This is a genomic window from Stenotrophomonas sp. STEN020, from assembly GCF_056760195.1.
This window is the reverse complement of record NZ_JBRREI010000021.1, coordinates 57,455-77,820: the sequence shown is the minus strand read 5'-3', so window position 1 is coordinate 77,820 and position 20,366 is coordinate 57,455. Positions and strand designations below refer to the sequence as shown.

Here is a 20,366-nt window from a genome sequence, read left to right as displayed (position 1 = left end):
GGGGGGCCCCCCCCGGCTTGGGGGGCCATCACAAACCGGCCTCGGGGGTTTAACGGGGTTTCCCCCCCGGCTGTGTTTCCTGGCCCCGGGGCGGGCCTCCCCCCGCCCCCACAAGTGGTGTGGGTTGCTGGTAAGGCCCCAGCCGAGCATGGCTCGGCTCTACAGTTTGAAGTCCTGGCTCAGCAGGCCGTAGATGGCGCTGTCGCAGATTTCGCCATTTACATGCCAGCGCTCGCGGAGCAGGCCTTCGCGGACGAAGCCGAACCTTTCCACCAGGCGGCAAGAGGGCAGGTTGCGTGGGTCGATGTCGGCTTCGATACGGCGCAGCCCCAGCTCGGTGAACGCGTAGCCCAGTACCAGCTGCAGGGCTTCGCTGGCAAGACCGCGGCCCTGCCAGTCGGGATGCAGGCTGTAACCGATCTCGGCACGCGCCTGTGTCAGGTCCATGTAGAAAATGGCGCTGCTGCCTATCAGCAAGTCGGTGTCCGCGTCGGCAATCGCCCAGACCAGCATGTCCAGCTCGCGACGTTGGCGCTGGATATCGGCAATCTTCTGTTCGGCCTGTGCCAGTTCGGTCCAAGCCGGGTAGCTCCAGTAGCGCATCACCCGCGCATCGCTGTGGATGGCGAACAGCGCCGCAGCGTCGTCATCACGGACCTCGCGCAGGCGCAGGCGGGGGCTGGACAGTTCGGGTTGCGGCAGACGTGGTGACATCCATTTCACTCAAGGTTTGCCCCGGTCGGCGAGGCGGGCGAGAATTGCGGTTTCCCCCTACTTTGCGGAGCTGATCCTGCCATGTCCATCGTTCGCATGACCGACCTCGACCTTTCCGGCAAGCGCGTACTGATCCGCCAGGATCTGAACGTGCCGATCGACGAGAGCGGCAAGATCACCTCCGAACAGCGCATCACGGCCTCGCTGCCGACCCTGAAGCTGGCGCTGGAGAAAGGCGCTGCCGTGCTGGTGACCTCGCACCTGGGTCGTCCCAAGGAAGGCGTTTGGAGCGAGGCCGATTCGCTGGCACCGGTGGCCAAGCGCCTGTCCGAGCTGCTGGGTGTAGACGTACCGCTGGTCAAGGATTGGGTGGACGGCGTCGACGTGGCCCCGGGCCAGATCGTGCTGCTGGAAAACTGCCGCATGAACGTGGGCGAGGGCAAGGACGACGAGGCGTTGTCGCAGAAGTACGCCGCGCTGTGCGATGTGTTCGTGATGGACGCCTTCGGCACCGCGCACCGCGCGCAGGCCTCGACCCATGGCGTGATCCGCTTCGCTCCGATTGCTGCTGGCGGCCCGCTGCTGATGGCTGAGCTGGACGCGCTGGACAAGGCGCTGGCCAACCCGGCGCGTCCGCTGCTGGCGATCGTTGCCGGCTCCAAGGTCTCGACCAAGCTGGAACTGCTGTCCAGCCTGGTCAGCAAGGTCGACCAGCTGATCGTCGGTGGCGGCATCGCCAACACCTTCATCGCAGCCGAAGGTCATGGCGTGGGCAAGTCGCTGGTCGAGAACGACCTGCTCGACACCGCGCGCAAGATCGATGCCGATGCCAAGGCACGCGGCGCTGAAATCCCGCTGCCGATCGACGTGGTGGTGGCCCCGGCGTTCGCCGCTGACGCACCGGCCACGGTCAAGGCGGTTGCTGCGGTGGAAGCTGATGACATGATTCTGGATATCGGCCCGCAGACAGCTGCGCAGTATGCCGAGCTGATCGCCAAGGCCGGCACGGTGGTCTGGAACGGCCCGGTCGGCGTGTTCGAGTTCGATGCCTTCGGCAAGGGTACCGAAGCAATGGCCAAGGCCATCGCCAGCTCCAATGCATTCTCGATTGCTGGCGGTGGCGACACTCTGGCAGCGGTCGACAAGTACGGCATCGCCAAGCAGGTGAGCTATATCTCCACCGGCGGCGGCGCGTTCCTGGAGTTCCTGGAAGGCAAGACCTTGCCGGCGGTGGCAGCATTGGAGGCGCGCGGCTCGTGAGCCGCGATGTTTTCTTCTTCGATCTCGACGGCACGCTGATTGATTCGGCCGTCGGTATCACCCGCTGCGTGGCCTATGCACTGGAGCAGATGGATCAACCGGTGCCTGGCGATGCGGAGCTGCGCAAGTGGATCGGCCCGGCGCTGCGTACCAGCTTCAAGCCTTTGTTTGGCGACGCCCTGCGCGTGGAGCGGGCGGTGGAGTTGTACCGCGAGCGTTTCGATGTGCATGGCTGGAAGGAGCACGACATCTACGCCGGTATCGGTGATGTCGTGCAGGACCTGCACGCGGCCGGGCATAGGCTTGCCGTAGTCACCGCCAAGAACGAGCCGCACGCGCGGCGCATTGTCGAGCACCTGCCGTTTGGTAGCTGCTTCGAGGACATCATCGGTGCGACCGAAGATGGCTCGCGCAGCCACAAGCCGGAGTTGATCGCCGAGGCCTTGCAGCGTTTGTCGTTGCAGGCCTCGCAGTGCTGGATGATCGGTGACCGCCGCATGGATATCGAAGGTGCGCGTCACCATGGCATGCGCAATGTCGGCGTGCTGTGGGGTTTTGGTGGTCGCGAAGAATTGCAGGCTGCCGGGGCTGGTGCGCTGGTGGCTGCGCCGGATGAGTTGGCGGCGGTCTTGCGTGGTTGATTGAAGGTTGTTGACTGTGGCTGGCTCCGGCATTCGGAGCCACAACACGCTCAGACCTCAGAAAAATTTCTATTCGTCATTCCCGCGTAGGCGGGAATCGCTTTGGGCTTTTGACTCGGGATGTTGCGGTGAGTCGAAAAGGACGAAAGCCAAGAGCCAAGAGCCAAGAGCCAAGAGCCAAGAGCCAAGAGCGATTCCCGCCTACGCGGGAATGACGATCTGAGAGGTCTCAGTGGAAAGGCCCCAGACGCTCGCGCCGGTCATGCTTCACTTGTCGCACGATGTCCACGGCATGTCTCCACTGTCAGCTTCCCTTGCTGCAAAGCAGCACAATTCCCCCTCAAGCCAACACGCAATAGCAACATCCGCGTGCTGAGCTATCACCTTCGCTTATCGACCTATGCAAGTCAGCTATAGGTCCCGCGTTGTCATACCGTACGGTATGTCCAGATCGACTGTCTGGCCTGTCTTTGGGACACAGCAGAAAGTGTCGTATGAAATCGTATGCGACATCGTTGTCATGCAATGGATGTGCTACTTTCGGCGGTCTATTAGGGAGACTACGCACAATGATTGAACGTCAGCGCCGCACCAAGATCCTCGCCACCCTCGGGCCGGCAACTGACGCGCCGGGCGTGCTGGACGATCTGTTCCGCGCCGGCGTCAATGTTGTGCGTTTGAACTTCTCCCACGGTGATCCGTCCGGCCAGGCCAAGCGTGCCGCCGACGTGCGTGCCGCCGCCCAGCGCGTAGGCGTGGAAGTGGGCATCCTGGCCGACCTGCCGGGCCCGAAGATTCGCATCGAGCGTTTTGCCGAAGGCAAGATCAAGCTCAAGGCCGGCGACCGTTTCGATCTGATCGCCAGCACCTCGGCACCGGCCGGTGACACCACCCAGGTGGGCGTGAGCTACCTCGGCCTGCCGCAGGACGTGGGCCCGGGAGACGTGCTGTTGCTCGACGACGGCCTGATGCAGCTGCAGGTTGTTGAAGTGCAGGGTGAGCGCATCATCAACACCGTGCTCAATGACGGCGTGCTGTCCGACCGCAAGGGCTTGAACAAGCAGGGCGGCGGCCTGTCGCTGGGCGCGTTGACCGAGCGCGACAAGGAGCTGATCGGCATCGTTGCCAAGATCGGCGTCGACTTCATCGCTGTCTCGTTCTGCCGCAACGCACAGGACATGAACGACGCGCGCGAAATTGCCGAGTCGCATGGCTGCTACGCCGCGCTGGTGTCCAAGATTGAGCGCACTGAAGCCATCGAGAACCTGGAAGAGATCGTCGACGCCAGCGATGTGGTGATGGTGGCGCGTGGTGACCTGGGCGTGGAAATCGGCGACGCCGAGCTGCCGGGCCTGCAGAAGAAGATCATCAAGGCCTCGCTGGCGCAGAACAAGGTGGTGATCACCGCCACCCAGATGCTGCAGTCCATGGTCGAGAGCCCGATCCCGACCCGCGCCGAGGTGCTGGACGTGGCCAACTCGGTCATCGACGGTACTGACGCAGTCATGCTGTCGGCCGAAACCGCGGCCGGCGCCTATCCGGTCAAGGCGGTCGAGGCGATGGCCCGTATCTGCCTGGGTGCCGAGCGCCAGTTCCAGACCGAGACCGACTTCAACGCTTCGCCGCGCAACCTGGAGCGCGCCGATCAGGCCATCGCCATGGCCACGATGTTCCTGGCCCAGCACGTGGGCGTGCGCGCCATCGTGGCGATGACCGAATCCGGTGGTACCGCGCGTTACCTGTCGCGCTTCCGCGCCAAGTCGCCGATCTACGCGGTCACCCGCCATGACGGTGCGCGTCGGCAGATGGCGCTGATGCGCGATGTGTTCCCGATCAACTTCGACAGCCGCGGTTTCACCCCGCGTGAAGCCGCGCGCGGCAGCATCCGTCTGCTGGTCGAGTCCAACCTGCTGGAAGCGGGTGATCGCGTGGTGTTCACCAGCGGTGAGCACATGGAAACCCATGGCGCCACCAACACCTTGCGTCTGCTGGAAGTGGGTAACGACGGCCGCGCCAGCGGTCTGGGCGACCTGTAAGCGACGCCAGCAGCAAGCCACCGCTCCGGTCATCAACTGATCGGAGCGGACAGGTTTTGTCCTGACATGACAGCCTGAAACCGGTTCCAGACCTTGCGGGCAGCCAGCCGGTGAGCGTGCCGGGCTATAATCCGGGTTTTCCCGCACGCTGTCACAGGAACCTCATGAGCATCGAACTGCTGGCTGAAACCGCACAGGCCATGGTCGCCCCGGGTAAGGGCATCATCGCCATTGACGAATCCACCGGTACGATTGCCAAGCGCTTCGCAAGCGTCGGCATCGAGAACACGGAAGAAAACCGTCGCGCCTACCGCGAACTGCTGCTGACCACGCCGAAGCTCAACGAGCACATCTCCGGCGCGATCCTGTACGACGAAACCATCCGCCAGTCGACCAAGGACGGCGTGCCGTTCGCCAAGTACATGGCCGACCACGGCATGATCCCGGGCATCAAGGTCGACAAGGGTGCGCACCCGCTGGCCGGCTGCCCCGGTGAGCTGGTGACCGAAGGCCTGGACGGCCTGCGCGAGCGCCTGCAGGAGTACTACAAGCTGGGTGCGCGTTTCGCCAAGTGGCGTGCGGTGATCAACATCGGCGAGAACATGCCGTCGGGTACCTGCATCGAGTCCAACGCGCATGCGCTGGCCCGTTATGCCGCGCTGTGCCAGGAATGCGGCCTGGTGCCGATGGTCGAGCCGGAAGTGATCATGGACGGCGACCACGACATCGAGACCTGCTACGAAGTCACCGAAGCCACCCTGCGTTCGCTGTTCGACGCCCTGTACCAGCAGAATGTTGTGCTGGAAGGCACCATCCTGAAGGCCTCGATGGTGATCCCGGGCAAGACCTGCGACGAGCAGGTTGATGTCGAGGAAGTGGCCGAGTCCACCGTGATGTGCCTGAAGTCGACCGTGCCGGCGATCATGCCGGGCATCGTGTTCCTGTCCGGTGGCCAGAGCGACGAGCAGTCCACCGCTCACCTCAACGCCATGAACGAAGTGGGCACCCTGCCGTGGCCGCTGAGCTTCTCCTACGGCCGCGCCATGCAGCAGGCTGCACTGAAGCTGTGGGCCAAGGACATGAAGGGCAATTACGCCGCCGCACAGAAGACCGTGTACGAGCGCGCCAAGGAAAACGGCCTGGCTGCACAGGGCAAGTGGGAAGGCTGATAAGCCAACCTGCGTGAGTTGAAACAAAACGCCGGCCAACAGCCGGCGTTTTGTTTTTTGTTTTTTTTGTAGGAGCGGCGTAAGCCGCGAAACTGGTGCCAACAAAACAGTCGAGGTGGCTGCAATTGCAGTCACTCCAGACAGCCTGAGCATTTTCAGCTTCGCGGCTTACGCCGCTCCTACAAGCTCGACGTCCTACAATCGGATTTTCTGTCAGGGATGATCCGATGAATCGCAGAATCGTGCTGGGACTGTTCGCATCGACCATGGCCGTACCCGCCTTCGCTGCGGAACTAAGAAACTTCGATATCCAGCACTACGCAACCACCCTGGATCTGGATATCGCGGCAGGTGAGCTGCAGGGCGAAACTCTCGTCCGATTCAACGCAACCGCTCCACTGCAGCAGTTGGTTCTGGACAGTGGCGAACTGGTCATCGATTCAGCCGCGCACAACGGCAAGGCGGTGAACTTCCAGCAGGCCGATGGAAAGCTGACTGTCAGTCTGGCAGCGCCGTTGACTGCCGGCGAGGAGACCAGCGTGCGCCTGCACTACCACGGCAAGCCGCGCTTCGGCCTGGAGTTCGCACCGGCGCGCAATGAGGTCTACACCATCTTCTCCACCGATCAGTGGATGCCCTCGATCAATGCGCCGGACGAACGCGCCACCTTGATGCTGGCATTGCGTGTACCCAAGGACCTACAAACCACTGCGGTAGGCGATGCCTTGCCGTCACGGCAGCTGCAGGATGGTCGCATCGAGCATCGCTGGCAGCTGCGCACACCGATGCCGGGTTATATCTACGGTTTTGCGGCGGCACCTTACCGGCATGTGCAGCAGTCGCATGGTGCCAGCAAGCTGCATTACTACTCGCTGGATCGCTCCGAAGCGGAACTGGGAAAACTGTTCGTCGCCACCGGCGACATGCTCGATTTCTTCGCTGAGCGTGCGGGCCTGGCCTATCAGGGCGATTACCGTCAGGCCTTGGTGGAACGCACCATCGGCCAGGAAATGGCCGGGCTATCGCTGATGTCCGAAGCCTATGGGCAGGAGGTACTTGCAGATTCCACCCAGACGGGCTTGATGGCGCACGAGGCCGCGCATCAATGGTGGGGTAATCGTATTACCTGCAAGAGCTGGGAGCACTTCTGGCTCAACGAAGGTTTTGCCAACTTCATGACTGCTGCGTGGCTGCAACACGCGCAGGGCGAGGCGGCGTACCAGACGATGGTGCAGGGCTGGGAACAGCGGGTGCTGGCTTTACGAGCGAAGGGCGCTGATCGGCCATTGGTATACCCGGATTGGAACAAGCCCAGCGCAGATGATCGTGCGGTGGTCTACAAGAAAGGCGCATACGTGCTGCACCGCTTGCGGTTGGAATTAGGCGAGGAGCTGTTCTGGCGTGGTTTGCGCGAGTACACGCGGGCCAACGATGGAAAATCGGTGGTTACGGCAGATTTCCAGAAGGCGATGGAGCGTGCGGCGGGGCGCTCGCTGCAGGGGTTCTTTGATGCCTGGGTTTATGGGGTGGGTGGTGAAGTTGGGTGATTGGTTTTGTTGCGAAGAGCGACCCCTCCCCAACCCTCCCCTTGCCTGCGGCAAAGGGAGGGGCTGTTTGTGCAGGTCGGTCAGATCGCGGGTAGCCGCTCTTACCCCCTCCCTTTCGCGCAGCGAAGGGGAGGGTTGGGGAGGGGTAGGTTTTCGCTTTTGCTTGGCTCGAACAGCCAAACACCTCAATGCGCAGCCGCAAACCCACCTGCAAACGACGCCAGCACAGACCCCGCCTGCTCCTGCGTCGGCCCAGCGCTGGCCAAGGCCTGCTGATAGATCTTGAACGCCGCAGCGTTGTACGCCACAAGCACTATCCGCGAAGGCCGCGCATGGCTCTTCTGCCAGGTCATGGTCTCGGTGGCGGCTATGACCGCCGCCTGATGCAGCGGGTAGCCGTACACGCCGCAGCTGATCGCCGGGAACGCGATCGACTCCAAGCCCATCTGCTCGGCCAGCCGCAACGACTGCCAGTAGCAATTGGCCAACAATGCAGCTTCATCATGGCGACCGTCGCGCCACACCGGGCCAACGGTATGGAACACATGCTTGGCCGGCAAATTGTGGCCGCCGGTGGCGCGCACTTCGCCGGTAGGGCAGCGCACGCCTGCACGCAGCTCAGGCAGCTGCTCACATTCGTGCAGCAGGCCGGGGCCCGCGGCCCGATGGATTGCACCGTCCACGCCGCCGCCGCCAAGCAGGGTTTCATTGGCTGCGTTGACGATGACGTCAACCGCCAGTTCGGTAATGTCGCCCTGCCAAACTTCAATGTTCATGGCCGTGATCTTCCATTGCGATGTATGAGAAAAGTGTGACGGCTGCCGCCGGGCCAGGCACTGCTGCAGTCTGCGCTCATGCCGTCTCATCCGGCGCGATTCAAGGGCACAGAAAAGCACGAAGGCCGCATAGGCGGCCTTCGCGTTGCTGACGGGTTAAGTAACGACTATTACGGAAGGCCGGCCAGCCAGTCGTCGTCGGAGCCGTCGTTGATGTCGGCAAACAGCGGCGTGGAGAAGTAGCGCTCGCCGGTATCCGGCAGCATCGCCAGGATCACCGAGCCGGCCTCGGCAGTGGCGGCCACATCCAGCGCGCTGGCAACCGTGGCGCCGGAGGAGATGCCGACGAAGATGCCTTCCTCGGCAGCCAGACGGCGCGAGGTCTCAATCGCACGCTCGTCCTGGACCGATAGCAACTGGTCGTAGACGTTGCGGTTGAGCACCTCCGGGACGAAGTCCGGGGTCCAGCCCTGGATCTTGTGCGGGGTGAAGTCCTTGCCGGCCAGCAGCGCGGCACCGGCCGGTTCGGTGGCGATGATGCGGGTTTCCGGGCGGGCCAGCTTCAGCACTTCGCCGACGCCGGTGAGGGTGCCGCCGGTGCCCCAGCCGCTGACGAAGTAGTCCAGGCGCTTGCCGGCGAAGTCGCGCAGGATCTCGGCGGCGGTGGTCTGGCGGTGATAGGCCGGGTTGGCCGGATTGGCGAACTGGCTGGCCAGGAACCAGCCGTGCTGCTGCGCCAGCTCCTTGGCCTTGCGCACCATGCCGCTGCCGCGCTCGGCGGCCGGGGTGAGGATCACCTTGGCGCCATAGGCGCGCATCAGCTTGCGGCGCTCTATGGAGAAGGTTTCCACCATGGTCGCGACGAACTTGTAGCCGCGTGCGGCGGCCACCATCGCCAGGGCAACGCCGGTATTGCCGGAGGTGGCTTCGACGATGGTGTCACCGGGCTTGAGCAGGCCTTTCTTCTCGGCGTCGAGGATGATGGCCAGGGCCAGGCGGTCCTTGACCGAACCGGCCGGGTTGAACGACTCGACTTTGACGTAGATGTCGACGCCGGTCGGGGCCAGGCGGTTGAGCTTGACCACCGGGGTATTGCCGATGGTGTCCAGGATGCTGTTGTACAGAGCCATTGAAATCTCCGGGGAGGTGGTCAGGCGGCGTCGGCCAGTGTGGGCGGTGCTGTCTTTGCGGAAAGTGAGGAAACAGTAGGCGTTGCGTGTAGCGGTGCGTCGCCGAACCAATGCAGTTCATCGGCCAGCGCCGCCACGTCGCCGAGGATCAGCAATGCCGGTGACTTCACCTGGTGCTGGGCCGCCGCCTCGGGTAGCTGGCGCAGTTGTCCGCTGACCACGCGCTGGTTGCCACGTGAGCCGTTCTCGACCAAGGCGAATGGCGTGCTGGCCGCCAGCCCGGCGCCGAGCAGGTGGCTGCGGATCTGCGCCAGCGCGGCCACGCCCATGTAGAACACCAGGGTCTGCCGCGGCTCTGCCAGTGCTTTCCAATCCAGCGTGTCCAACGAGTCCTTGCAGTGCGCGGTGACCAGCCGCAGCTGCTGGGCATGATCGCGGTGGGTCAGTGGAATGCCGGCGTAAGCGGCGCACGCCAGCGCAGCGGTAATGCCGGGGACCACCTCGAAGGCGATGCCTTGCGCGCGCAGGAACTGCAGCTCCTCGCCGCCACGGCCGAACACGAAGGCATCGCCACCCTTGAGCCGCACCACGCGCTTGCCTGCGCGGGCGTGTTCGAGCATCAAGGCATGGATGTGTTCCTGCGCGGTGCTGCGGCCCTGTGCGGATTTGCCGACTTCGATGAAGTCGGCATCGCGCCGCGCCAGCTGCAACACCTCGGCGCTGACCAGACGGTCGTGCAGGATCACATCGGCTTGATTGAGTGCGCGCAGGGCGTTGAGGGTGAGCAGGCCGGGGTCGCCGGAGCCGGCGCCGACCAGCACCACCGAGCCGGCATGGACCGGGGTTTCGGCGCCCATGTCCAGCAGGAGCTGGGTTTCGGCAGCGATCGACTGGCGTGCGCGCAACAGGCCGAGCAATGGACCTTCAATCAGCCGGTCGAAGAAGCGGCGGCGCGCGGCCAGTTCGGGGAAGCGCTCGCGTATCAGTCCACGCTTGCGGCTGACCAGCTGCGCCAACTGGCCCCAGGCCTGATCAAACAGTTCTTCGATCTGGCGGCGCACATGCCGCGCCACCATCGGCGCACCGCCGCCGCTGGAAATGGCGATCTGCAGTGGTCCGCGTTCGACCACCGCCGGTACATGGAAGCCGGACAGGGCCGCATCATCGACCACGTTGACGAACAGGCGGCGCGCCTCGGCGGCCTCGGCGACCGCACGGTTGATGGCGGTGTCATCGGTGGCGGCAATCACCAGCCAGATCGCCTGGTCCAGCCAGGCCGGATCAAACTGACCATTCAGCCATTGGATGCGGCCGCCATCGGCCAACTTCTGCAGTGCCGGACTCAAAGCCGGTGCGCCGACCCGGGGCAGGGCACCAGCGCGCAGCAGCGCCTCGGTCTTACGCTCGGCCACCGCGCCCCCGCCAACGACCAACACGGCCCGACCTTTGAGGTCGGCAAACAGGGGGAACAAGGGGCTGTCCAAGGCGATGGCGGAGGTAGTCGGAGTAAGGACCGTGACCGTAGCGCCGGCCCCACAGCGCCGGAAATGAAAAGCGCCCCGGGTCAGATAACTTTAGGTTATAAGTATCGAGACCGTTTTGGCCTACATTCTTCACAGTTCCTTACTGAAGATCTCTCTCCAACACCGCGATGACACTTACCCAACTGCGTTACCTCGTTGCTATTGCCGATGCCGAGCTGAACATCACGCTCGCCGCGACACGGGTGCATGCCACCCAGCCGGGGTTGTCGAAACAGCTCAAACAGCTTGAAGACGAGTTGGGATTTCTGTTGTTCGTGCGAAAGGGGAGAAGCCTGGAGTCGGTGACGCCTGCCGGAGAAGAAGTGATCAGCCGTGCGCGCAGCGTGTTGGCCGAAGCCAATAACATTCGCACCTACGCTGCCAACCAGCGCCGCGAAAGCCACGGCCAGTTGATCTTGACCACGACCCATACGCAGGCACGTTTCGTGTTGCCGCCAGCGGTTGCACGTATCAAGTTGGCTTATCCGCAAGTGAGCGTGCACCTGCAGCAGGCCGCTGAAAGTGATGCGCTGGATCTGCTGAGCCAAGGCGATGCGGACATCGCCATCATCAGTACTGCAGGTGGCGAACCGAGTACCGGTATTGCGGTGCCTTTGTATCGCTGGCGCCGCTTGGTGCTGGTGCCCAAGGGCCACCCGCTGGATCGTGCTGGGGTAACGCCGGACATGGCTGCATTGGCCAGCCATCCGTTGATCAGCTATGAATCTTCCACTCGCACCAGTTCCTCGCTGCGTCGTGCATTTGCCGCGCTGGATCTGGAGCCGGACCTGACCTTGACCGCGTTGGACGCGGATCTGATCAAGACCTATGTGCGCACAGGACTGGGCGTGGGCCTGCTCGCGGAAATGGCGGTGAGCGCCAACGACACCGACCTGCGCGCCTGGCCGGCGCCGGCATCGATCCCCGAGTGCATCGCTTGGGCGGTGTTGCCGCGCGATCGCGTCTTGCGTGATTACGCCTTGGAGCTGGTGCACGTGCTTGCACCGCAGATCGACAAGCGTGATCTCCGCCGGGTGTTGGATGGCAATCAGCAGGCCGATTGGCCGGTACCACCGACCTGGGAATCGTTGACGCAGACGATTACGGTCTGAATGAGACGGGCTGGGTGACCGCACTGGTAATCCTGCCCGGCCTTGATGGCACGGCGGCACTGCATGCGCAGTTTGTCGCCTGCCTTGGTGATGTGTTTGGGCCGGTGATGGTGCTGCGTTATCCGCCGGATAAGGCCTTGGACTATGCGGCGCTGGAGGTGCTGGTCAGGGCTGCGTTGCCCGGCGATGTACCTTTCGTGCTGTTGGGCGAGTCCTTTTCCGGTCCCATAGCGTTGTCGATCGCAGCTGATCCACCGGCCAATCTTGTTGGTTTGGTGCTGTCCACAACCTTTGCACGTACGCCGCTACCGTTGTTCTCGCCGTTGGCGCCGCTGACGCGTTTTGCGCCTGTCCGCGCGCTGCCGCTGGCCTTGCTGTCCTGGTGGTTGCTGGGCCGCTGGGCAACCCCAGCATTGAACATGTCGCTTGAACGGGCATTGCTTGAAGTGCACCCAGGTGTGTTGCGGCAACGTGCGGCGCTCGCAATGCAGGTGGATGTGTCGGCATTGCTGGCCCGCATCGGCGCGCCGGTGTTGTATCTGCGAGCAAAGAATGATCGCTTGATCATGCCTGGGGCCGGTGAGCTTGTTCTGTCGGCGATCAAGCATGCGACGGCCAGCGATATTGCGGGTCCCCATCTTCTTCTGCAGGCATGTCCTTCATCGGCGGCGCAGGCTGTGCGCGATTTCGTTGAAGGCCTGCAGTTGGCCAGACTCCGCTGACGCGTTACCCGTGGGGCGTGGCCAATCTTGTGGGAGCGGCGTAAGCCGCGAAGCTGGTGGTCAGTCGGGTTGTAGATGATTGGCCATTTCATTGAAGTCAGCTTCGCGGCTTGCGCCGCTCCCACAACACCCACGGTGTTGAGACATTGCTTGGAAAGCCACTGCCGAGCATGGCTCGGCACTACGGTCTGCGTGGGTGAATGGGGTGTGCGGCAAACGGTCGCACCTGCTACGGCAGTCTCAGCATTTGCCGTGCCGATAAAATGTGCGGGTCATGCGTTCGGTTCGCTTCCAAACCTTTGTGCTCTTGCTGGCCTTTGCCGCTGCCTTGTTGATGGCGGTGGCGCCGGTGGTCAGCCGCTGGCTGCAATCGCAGCAGCTGCCGATGAGCGCAATGGAACATGCAGCGCATGAAGTAGCGATGCCGATGCCTGCCGATGCGCATGCCGGGCATCACGACATGCAGCATATGTCGCATCGGGCACCTGCACTGGCGGCAACAGATGTGAAGCCTTCGCCGCCTGCCGATCCCCACGCCGCCCATGGCGAAGCCTGCGACTACTGCACCATGGCCTCGCGCCTGCTGCCATGGTTGGCGGTGATCCTGATACTGGCACCGTTGCTGTATCGATTGGCGCCACAGTCTCCCCGCAGAACGCTTCGCCTCGTCAGCCTGCGTTGGCCCGCGCATCCGCCGCGCGGGCCGCCCGCGCTCTCCAGATAACGCCACCTTTCCTGTTTGCCGCGCGCTGCTGTCGAGCAGCGCGTGGTCGTGTCGTATTGGAGAATTGCATGAAATCCCTTTCCCGTATGCCGGGTGCTCCGGCATGCCTGTCTGTCTGCGTCTGCATGGCGCTGTTTCCATCTCTCGCCCACGCTGCCGAGCGTGATCTGACCCGGACCCTGGACACCTTGGTGGTCACCGCCGTGGCACCATCTTCGCCGCTGCAATGGGTCACCGATCCGCGCCTGCCGCGGCAGCCGGTGCCGGCCAGTGATGGCGCTGACTATCTGAAAACCGTGCCGGGCTTTTCAGCTATCCGTAACGGCGGCACCAATGCCGACCCGGTGCTGCGTGGCATGTCCGGGTCGCGCCTGAACATCCTCAGCAATGACGGCAATCTGATCGGTGCGTGTCCGTCGCGGATGGACAATCCGTTGTCGTATATCGCACCAGAAACCTATGACCGTTTGACTGTCATCAAAGGCCCGCAGAGCGTGCGCTGGGGCGCGGGGGCTTCAGCTGGCACGGTGCGCTTCGAGCGTGAAACGCCGCGCTTCGATAGCCCGGGCATGGAATTGAAGGCCAGCGCCCTTGGCGGTTCCAATAGCCGCAATGACCAGATGCTGGATGCAACGTTCGGCAGCAGTCCAGGCTACGTGCGGGTCAACGGCAACCGCTCCGAGTCCGATGATTACCGTGATGGCAATGGCGATGTAGTGCCGTCGCGCTGGCGCAAGTGGAACGCCGATGCTGCCATCGGTTGGACACCGGATGCTGACACCGTGGTGGAGCTCACAGCTGGCACGGGTGATGCGATTGCGCGCTATGCCGGGCGTGGCATGGATGGCGCCGCATTCAAGCGCGACAGCTACGGCCTGCGTTTCGAGCGCGACAACCTGCCGGGCGCGTGGGACAAACTGCAGGCCAATCTGTATTACAACAATGCAGATCACCTGATGGACAACTACACGCTGCGCACGCCCAACCCGGCCAGCAGCATGCCGATGCCGATGGCTTCGAATGTGGAGCGGCGCACCAGCGGCGGCCGCGTCAGCAGCGAATGGCGCTGGCAGGATGTCGCAGTCGTCGCCGGCGTGGATGCACAGGACAGTCGTCATCGCAGCCGCAATGGCATGGGCCGCAATACCTGGCAGCAGTCGCCGTGGAAGCGCGATGCAGATTTCAGCAGCCAGGGCATTTTCACTGAACTCACCTTTGGCGAAGGAACTGCGCAGCGCTGGATCAGTGGTTTGCGGTTGGACAAGGCGACGGTCAAGGATCGGCGGGTGACGACCGGCATGATGAACATGCCAAATCCAACTGCGGGGCAACAGCGTCAGGAGGATCTCGGCAGCGGCTTCTTTCGCTACGAACGCGATCATGGCCAGGCTTGGACCTGGTATGCAGGTATCGGTCACAGCGAGCGCATGACCGACTACTGGGAGTTGTTCTCGGCCAACGCAGGGCCAGTCGGCAGCGTCAATGCGTTCTCGGGTGTGAAGCCTGAACAGACCACGCAGTTGGACCTGGGCTTGCAGTTCCGCAGCGAGAAGCTCGATGCCTGGGTGTCGGCGTATGCCGGGCGCCTGCAGGACTACATCCTGTTCCAGTACCGCAGCGGCGGCATGATGGGCAGCAGCACCCAGGCCCGCAATGTGGATGCGCGCATCGGCGGGGCCGAGGCGGGCTTGGAGTGGCGGCCGACGCAGGCATGGAAGCTTGGCAGCACGCTGGCCTATGCCTGGGGTGAGAACCGCAGTGAGAACCGACCGTTGCCACAGATTCCACCGTTGGAAGGGCGCTTCTCTGCATCGTACGAGCAGGCGCGCTGGTCGCTGGGTGCATTGTTGCGTGCGGTCAGTCGGCAGAACCGGGTGGCGCAGGATGAGGGCAATGTAGTCGCGCGGGACTTGGGGCCGAGTGCTGGCTTTGCGACCTTGTCGCTCAATGGCGCCTATCGGATCAATGACGGGCTGCGCGCCAGTGTGGGTGTGGACAATCTGTTTGATCGCGCCTATGCCGAGCATCTGAATCTGGCTGGCAGTGCGGATTTTGGTTTTCCTGCTGACCCGGTGCGGATCAATGAGCCGGGTCGTTCGTTCTGGTTGAAGCTGGATTACCGGTACTGAAGTTTTGACAGGTGAAATGCAGGATCGGTAGAGCGCAGCCATGCCGCGCTGGGGCTCTACCGGTGAAGCCTCTGCCAAGCGTGGCTCGGCACTACTAGCCCCTCTCCCGTTCACGGGAGAGGGGTTGGGGTGAGGGTAGCTTTTGCAGTGCGCAGCGGTGCTGCGTTCGGGCGTTATCGGTGAAGCCTCTGCCGAGCATGGCTCGGCACTACATGATTCGCCCCTCTCCCGTTCACGGGAGAGGGGTTGGGGTGAGGGTGGCTTTTCCAGTGCGCAGCGGTGCTGCGTTAGGGCGTTGCCGGTGAAGCCTCTGCCGAGCATGACTCGGCACTACATGCCTGCATGGCTTCGCTTAAATCTCTTCGTGCAGCCCGCATTCGCGCTTCAGGCCGAAGAAGCGGGTGTCTTCTTCGCGCATGCCGGCTTCCCAGCGACGGGTGGTGTGGTAGTCGCCGATGGAGACGTAGCCCTGCTCCCACAGCGGGTGATAGGGCAGCTTGTGCTCCTGCAGGTACTTCCACACGTCGCGGTCGTTCCAATCTGCAATCGGGTTGACCTTGAAGCGCTCACCACGGCGCTGCAGCACCGGCGTATTGGCGCGACTTGCCGACTGGCTGCGGCGCAGACCGGTGAACCAGGTGCCTACCTGCAGATCGTCGAGGGCGCGTTTCATCGGCTCAACCTTGCGCAGGTTGTTGTACTGCTCGATGCCGACCACGCCTTGTTCCCACAGGCGGCCATGACGGGCTTCCATCCAAGCGCGGCTCACCTGCGGACGGTAGACCTTGAGGTTGAGTTTGAGGCGGTCGGTCAGCTCGTCGGCGAAGCGGTAGGTTTCCGGAAACAGATAGCCGGTGTCGATCAGGATTACCGGTACATCCGGGCGCTGGCTGCTGAGCAGGTGCAGGGTCACCGCCGACTGCGCACCGAAACTCGACGACAGCACGTGTGCGCCGGGCGCGTTCTGCAGTGCCCACTCCACGCGCTGCTGCGCATCCATCGAATCGAGCAGGGTATTGAGCGGGCCCAGGTCGTCAGGCAGGGTCACCGACGGGTTGTGTGATGTTTTGGGCAGGGCGCTCATGCTTGCAGTTCCACTGAAATCTGGCGATGGGTAGGGTAGGGAGGAAGAGCGACGATGCCGGCCCGGTGCAGGAAATCACCGAAGCCTTCGCTGCCGTCGCGCTCACCGGAATAGCGGGCGAACAGAGGCGCCAATGCATCGAGGATTTCCGGTTCGGTGATGTTCTCGCGGTACAGCGTGTTGAGGCGTTGGCCGCGGTGATCGGCGCCCAGCATCAGGTTGTAGCGGCCTGGTGCCTTGCCGACCAGGGCGATCTCGCCGAGGTAGGGACGCGAGCAGCCATTCGGGCAGCCGGAGATGCGCAGCAGGATCGGTGCGTCGGCCAGTTGATGCTGTTCCAGTAGCGGTTGCAATTTGGCGCTGAACTCGGGCAGGTAGCGCTCGGCTTCGGCCATTGCCAGCCCGCAGGTGGGCAGGGCGACACAGGCCATGGCGGCGCGCGCCAATGCGGTTGGGGCGCGGTTGCCGATGTCCAGTCCTGCGCTGTGCACGATGGCATCGATCTGCGCGCGTTGTGCGGCGGGGACGCCGGCGATGACCAGGTTCTGGTTGCCGGTCATGCGGAATTCGCCTTCAACAATGCGGGCGATTTCGCGCAGGGCGGTCAGGTGCGGGGCACCGGCCACATCGGCGATACGTCCGGCCTGTAGCGACAGGGTCAGGTGCCAGCGGCCGTCGTCGCCTTCGACCCAGCCGTAGCGGTCGCCGCTGTGCTCGAATGGGGCAGCACGCGAGGGCGCGAAGCTGATGCCCGCGCGGCGCTCGATCTCGGCCACAACAGTGTCCAGGCCGTGGTCGTCGATGGTGTACTTGAAGCGCGCGCGCTTGCGCAGCTCACGGTTGCCAAGGTCGCGCTGGGTGGTAACGGTGGCGGTGGCGACATCGAGCAGTGCGTCGCGCGGAATGAAGCCGACGCTGTTGGCAATCCGCGGATAGGTTTCGGCATCGCCGTGGGTAGCGCCCATGCCGCCGCCGATGGTCACGTCATAGCCGAGCAGCTCGCCGGCTTCATCGAGCACGCCGATGAAGCCCAGGTCGTTGGCATAGACGTCAACGTCGTTAAGCGGCGGCAGTGCGAAGCCAATCTTGAACTTGCGCGGCAGGTAGCGCGCGCCGTAGATGGGCTCTTCTTCTGCACCGCTGCCAGCCACGCGCTCTTCGTCCAGCCAGATTTCATAGTATGCGCGGGTATTGGGCAGCAGGTGCTCGGACGTGCGCGCAGCGTCCGTGTACAGAGTGGCGTGCGCGCTGGACAGCAGCGGGTTGGCGGCGACCAGGACGTTACGGTTGACGTCACCGCAGGCAGCCAAGGTGTCGATCAGTGCGGCGTTGATCGCCTGCATGGTCGCCTTCAGCTCGCGCTTGATCACGCCATGGAACTGGAAGGCCTGGCGGGTGGTGATGCGCAGCGAATGGTTGCCGTAGCGGGTGGCGATGCTGTCCAGCTTCAGCCACTGCTCCGGGCTGATCACGCCGCCGGGGGTGCGGGTGCGGATCATGAACTGATAGGCCGGCTCCAGCTTCTGCCGACGGCGTTCATCGCGCACGTCACGGTCGTCCTGCTGATAACTGCCGTGGTACTTGATCAGGGTCTGGTCGTCTTCGCGCAACGCGCCGGTGACCGGGTCGGCCAGGCTTTCCAGCAATGAGCCGCGCAAGCGGTTGCTGTCGGCCTTGATGTTCTCAACGGAGTGGGTGCTCATTCTGTTCGCTATCTGGAATCGGAGGTTGTAGGAGCGGCGTAAGCCGCGAAGCCACTGCTGCGTCAACGCGCAGGGTCAACGCCAACAACACTCAATACACATCCCGTCCATAGCGCCCCTCCGTGTGCAGTCGAGTCAGATAGTCGCGGGCATCGTCTTCATCCAGCCCGCCGTGTTCGCGCAGTACATCCAGCAGTGCTGCATGCACGTCCTTGCCCATGGCGATTGCGCCGCACACATACAGGTGCGCGCCGTTCTGCAGCCAGTCGTACAGATCCTTGCCGCGGGTACGCAGGCGCTGCTGTACGTAGATCTTGTCGGCCTGGTCCCTTGAGAAGGCAAGGTCAAGACGATCCAGTTCCTTTCGCCGCAGCGCGTCCTGCCATTCGGTCTGGTAGAGGAAATCGGTATTGAAATGGCGCGCGCCGAAGAACAGCCAGTTGCGGCCTGTGGCGCAGGCCTCGGCACGTTCCTGCACAAACCCACGGAACGGTGCGACGCCGGTGCCCGGGCCGATCATGATGATGTCGCGGCTGCTGTCAGCCGGTACCCGGAAGCGTTCATTGGCTTCGATGTAGACCGGCAGCTGCGCACCTTCTTCCAGTGCGCTCAGGAAGCCGCTGGCCGCGCCAACGTGCTCGCTGCCATGAGCGTGGTAGCGCAGTTCGTCGACGGTCAGATGCACTTCTTCGCCGACCCGCTTGCGGCTGGAGGCGATGGAGTACAGGCGCTGTGCAGCGGGGCGCAGGGTGCCGAGCAGGGCTTCGGCATTCCACTCGGCCGGCCAGCGGCGCAGCACGTCGACCAGTTGATGGTCTTCGAATACCGAAGCCAGTTCAGTCTTCTGTGCCGGATCGAGCAGTCGGGCAAGTTCCGGATGCGCGCTGCGCTCGGCCACCGAGGCCAGCAGGGGGCGCGAGATGCGGGTCAACTCGCGGTGCTCGCCCAGCCATTGCGCCAGCGGTCGGCTGTGGCCTTCATGCTCGATCTGCACGCTGCCGTCCAAGCCGGTGACATCCAGCACGGCTTCGACCAGTTCGGCAGGGTTACGGTGGACGATGCCCAGCGCATCGCCGGGTTCGTAGTGCAGGCCGCTGCCTTCCAGCGAAAGCTCAAGGTGATGCACGGCTTTGGCTGCATTGCCGTACTTGGCATACGCCGGGCCCTTGAAGTCGCGGCCGCTGATGAGCTGGCGCGACAGCAGCTCGGCGCTGAACGGGTGTTGTGCGGTCCAGGCGCCAGCGTGGCGCAAGGGGGTGACATTGCTGGGCGTGGCGACCACCGTCTGGCCGATCACGTCGCGCGCATTGAGCAGTGCCTGTGCCTGCCATGGAGCGGCCACGGTATCGATGTCCAGGTCGGCTTCGCCCACGGCCTGCAGGCGGGTGGCGCCCAGTTCGGCCAGGCGGCTGTCGAGCTTGCGGGCGATGCCGCAGAATTCCACGTAGCTGGAGTCGCCCAGTCCAAGCACGGCGTACTTCAGCTCTGGCAGCTTTGGCGCACGCTTGCCGGCGATGAACTCGACCAGGCCGATGGCGTCGTCCGGCGGATCGCCCTCGCCCTGGGTGCTGATGACGATGTAGAGCAGACGCTCATTGGCCAGCTCGCGGGTGGCGTAGGCATCGGCGCGGACTACCCGCACTGGCAGGCCGGCGGCTTCGGCCTCGGCAGCCAACTGCTCGGCGGCGCGGCGGGCGTTGCCGGTCTGGCTGCCATAGACCACGGTCAGCCGGGTCTGTGCTGGCTGTGCGGCTTGGCCGCCGGAGATGACGGTAAGGGCAGTGGGAGAGGTACCCTGCGCCAACCCGGCGGCAAACCCGGACAGCCACCACAAGCTGTTCCCATCCAGACCGGCTACCAGTTGCGACAGCAGGACCCTGCGGTCTTCGGGCAAGGGGCTGGGTGGCACGGTCGCGGCGGCGGTCATTTCCATTCCGGTCTAGGTAGGGATGACCGATGCTAGGTACAGCGCGCTATCAGGGGAAAGGAGCAGCGGTTATCGCTTCATGCCCTGCGTTTATTTCAATCGGCGCAATGCCCCCTCCACACTCGGCGGACAGTCCGGAGTCCCGCCCGGCTTCGCTGCTACCCTTGCC

At 63.7% G+C, this 20,366-nt stretch carries 16 protein-coding genes; 9 read left to right on the top strand and 7 right to left on the bottom strand.

What is annotated here, in order from left to right:
- Positions 1–159: 159 nt before the first annotated feature.
- Positions 160–714, bottom strand: a complete 555-nt coding sequence (locus ACVOLZ_RS11040) for a GNAT family N-acetyltransferase (RefSeq protein WP_481516180.1) — start codon at positions 712–714, stop codon at positions 160–162.
- Positions 715–795: 81 nt separating this feature from the next.
- Between ACVOLZ_RS11040 and ACVOLZ_RS11035 the strand changes: the two genes are divergently transcribed.
- The 5 genes from ACVOLZ_RS11035 to ACVOLZ_RS11015 all read left to right on the top strand — a co-directional run bounded on the left by ACVOLZ_RS11035 (position 796) and on the right by ACVOLZ_RS11015 (position 7,367).
- Positions 796–1,974, top strand: coding sequence for a phosphoglycerate kinase (locus tag ACVOLZ_RS11035; RefSeq protein ID WP_481516179.1), 1,179 nt, complete (start codon positions 796–798; stop codon positions 1,972–1,974).
- Positions 1,971–2,615: an HAD-IA family hydrolase gene (locus ACVOLZ_RS11030; protein WP_481516178.1), complete on the top strand. Its 645-nt coding sequence runs from the start codon at positions 1,971–1,973 to the stop codon at positions 2,613–2,615. The genes ACVOLZ_RS11035 and ACVOLZ_RS11030 overlap by 4 nt, the downstream gene beginning before the upstream one ends.
- 569 nt (positions 2,616–3,184) lie before the next feature.
- Complete coding sequence (gene pyk, locus ACVOLZ_RS11025) at positions 3,185–4,651, top strand: pyruvate kinase (protein WP_481516177.1); 1,467 nt, start codon at positions 3,185–3,187, stop codon at positions 4,649–4,651.
- 164 nt (positions 4,652–4,815) lie between these two features.
- Positions 4,816–5,820, top strand: a complete 1,005-nt coding sequence (locus tag ACVOLZ_RS11020) for a class I fructose-bisphosphate aldolase (protein WP_481511567.1) — start codon at positions 4,816–4,818, stop codon at positions 5,818–5,820.
- A 227-nt stretch (positions 5,821–6,047) separates the two neighbouring features.
- On the top strand, positions 6,048–7,367 hold the full coding sequence (locus ACVOLZ_RS11015; RefSeq protein WP_481516176.1) for a M1 family metallopeptidase: 1,320 nt from the start codon (positions 6,048–6,050) through the stop codon (positions 7,365–7,367).
- A gap of 185 nt (positions 7,368–7,552) precedes the next feature.
- Here ACVOLZ_RS11015 and ACVOLZ_RS11010 read toward each other — a convergent pair whose 3' ends face one another.
- The 3 genes from ACVOLZ_RS11010 to cysG all read right to left on the bottom strand — a co-directional run bounded on the left by ACVOLZ_RS11010 (position 7,553) and on the right by cysG (position 10,745).
- Positions 7,553–8,143, bottom strand: coding sequence for an O-acetyl-ADP-ribose deacetylase (locus tag ACVOLZ_RS11010; protein ID WP_481516175.1), 591 nt, complete (start codon positions 8,141–8,143; stop codon positions 7,553–7,555).
- A 170-nt stretch (positions 8,144–8,313) separates the two neighbouring features.
- The gene (gene cysK / locus ACVOLZ_RS11005; protein ID WP_481516174.1) at positions 8,314–9,273 is read right to left on the bottom strand and encodes a cysteine synthase A; all 960 of its coding nucleotides are present in this window, start codon (positions 9,271–9,273) and stop codon (positions 8,314–8,316) included.
- Between the two features lie 20 nt (positions 9,274–9,293).
- On the bottom strand, positions 9,294–10,745 hold the full coding sequence (gene cysG, locus ACVOLZ_RS11000) for a siroheme synthase CysG (protein WP_481516173.1): 1,452 nt from the start codon (positions 10,743–10,745) through the stop codon (positions 9,294–9,296).
- 179 nt (positions 10,746–10,924) lie between these two features.
- On the opposite strand from cysG, the gene ACVOLZ_RS10995 reads away from it, so the two are divergent.
- From ACVOLZ_RS10995 to ACVOLZ_RS10980, 4 genes are all read left to right on the top strand, one after another.
- Positions 10,925–11,908 carry a LysR family transcriptional regulator gene (locus tag ACVOLZ_RS10995; RefSeq protein WP_481516172.1) on the top strand — a complete coding sequence of 328 codons (984 nt, stop codon included), beginning with the start codon at positions 10,925–10,927 and terminating at the stop codon, positions 11,906–11,908.
- Between the two features lie 14 nt (positions 11,909–11,922).
- On the top strand, positions 11,923–12,630 hold the full coding sequence (locus tag ACVOLZ_RS10990; protein WP_481516171.1) for an alpha/beta fold hydrolase domain-containing protein: 708 nt from the start codon (positions 11,923–11,925) through the stop codon (positions 12,628–12,630).
- Positions 12,631–12,904: 274 nt separating this feature from the next.
- On the top strand, positions 12,905–13,354 hold the full coding sequence (locus tag ACVOLZ_RS10985) for a DUF2946 family protein (RefSeq protein ID WP_481516170.1): 450 nt from the start codon (positions 12,905–12,907) through the stop codon (positions 13,352–13,354).
- 68 nt (positions 13,355–13,422) lie between these two features.
- Positions 13,423–15,483, top strand: a complete 2,061-nt coding sequence (locus tag ACVOLZ_RS10980) for a TonB-dependent copper receptor (RefSeq protein ID WP_481516169.1) — start codon at positions 13,423–13,425, stop codon at positions 15,481–15,483.
- A 352-nt stretch (positions 15,484–15,835) separates the two neighbouring features.
- Here ACVOLZ_RS10980 and ACVOLZ_RS10975 read toward each other — a convergent pair whose 3' ends face one another.
- The 3 genes from ACVOLZ_RS10975 to ACVOLZ_RS10965 form a co-directional block, all read right to left on the bottom strand.
- On the bottom strand, positions 15,836–16,567 hold the full coding sequence (locus tag ACVOLZ_RS10975) for a phosphoadenylyl-sulfate reductase (protein WP_481516168.1): 732 nt from the start codon (positions 16,565–16,567) through the stop codon (positions 15,836–15,838).
- Positions 16,564–18,270, bottom strand: coding sequence for an assimilatory sulfite reductase (NADPH) hemoprotein subunit (gene cysI / locus ACVOLZ_RS10970; RefSeq protein WP_481516167.1), 1,707 nt, complete (start codon positions 18,268–18,270; stop codon positions 16,564–16,566). The genes ACVOLZ_RS10975 and cysI overlap by 4 nt, the downstream gene beginning before the upstream one ends.
- Positions 18,271–18,361: 91 nt before the next feature.
- Positions 18,362–20,197, bottom strand: coding sequence for an assimilatory sulfite reductase (NADPH) flavoprotein subunit (locus tag ACVOLZ_RS10965; RefSeq protein WP_481516166.1), 1,836 nt, complete (start codon positions 20,195–20,197; stop codon positions 18,362–18,364).
- Positions 20,198–20,366: the final 169 nt, after the last annotated feature.

What these genes read in the sequence shown, in the direction of transcription:
- ACVOLZ_RS11020 (WP_481511567.1), top strand. Translation starts at nt 4,816, where the DNA reads ATGAGCATCGAACTGCTGGCTGAAACCGCACAGGCCATGGTCGCCCCG.
- ACVOLZ_RS11040 (WP_481516180.1), bottom strand. Translation starts at nt 714, where the DNA reads ATGTCACCACGTCTGCCGCAACCCGAACTGTCCAGCCCCCGCCTGCGC.
- ACVOLZ_RS10975 (WP_481516168.1), bottom strand. Translation starts at nt 16,567, where the DNA reads ATGAGCGCCCTGCCCAAAACATCACACAACCCGTCGGTGACCCTGCCT.
- ACVOLZ_RS10980 (WP_481516169.1), top strand. Translation starts at nt 13,423, where the DNA reads ATGAAATCCCTTTCCCGTATGCCGGGTGCTCCGGCATGCCTGTCTGTC.
- ACVOLZ_RS11015 (WP_481516176.1), top strand. Translation starts at nt 6,048, where the DNA reads ATGAATCGCAGAATCGTGCTGGGACTGTTCGCATCGACCATGGCCGTA.
- ACVOLZ_RS10995 (WP_481516172.1), top strand. Translation starts at nt 10,925, where the DNA reads ATGACACTTACCCAACTGCGTTACCTCGTTGCTATTGCCGATGCCGAG.
- ACVOLZ_RS10965 (WP_481516166.1), bottom strand. Translation starts at nt 20,197, where the DNA reads ATGACCGCCGCCGCGACCGTGCCACCCAGCCCCTTGCCCGAAGACCGC.
- cysI (WP_481516167.1), bottom strand. Translation starts at nt 18,270, where the DNA reads ATGAGCACCCACTCCGTTGAGAACATCAAGGCCGACAGCAACCGCTTG.
- ACVOLZ_RS10985 (WP_481516170.1), top strand. Translation starts at nt 12,905, where the DNA reads ATGCGTTCGGTTCGCTTCCAAACCTTTGTGCTCTTGCTGGCCTTTGCC.
- cysK (WP_481516174.1), bottom strand. Translation starts at nt 9,273, where the DNA reads ATGGCTCTGTACAACAGCATCCTGGACACCATCGGCAATACCCCGGTG.
- pyk (WP_481516177.1), top strand. Translation starts at nt 3,185, where the DNA reads ATGATTGAACGTCAGCGCCGCACCAAGATCCTCGCCACCCTCGGGCCG.
- ACVOLZ_RS11035 (WP_481516179.1), top strand. Translation starts at nt 796, where the DNA reads ATGTCCATCGTTCGCATGACCGACCTCGACCTTTCCGGCAAGCGCGTA.
- ACVOLZ_RS11010 (WP_481516175.1), bottom strand. Translation starts at nt 8,143, where the DNA reads ATGAACATTGAAGTTTGGCAGGGCGACATTACCGAACTGGCGGTTGAC.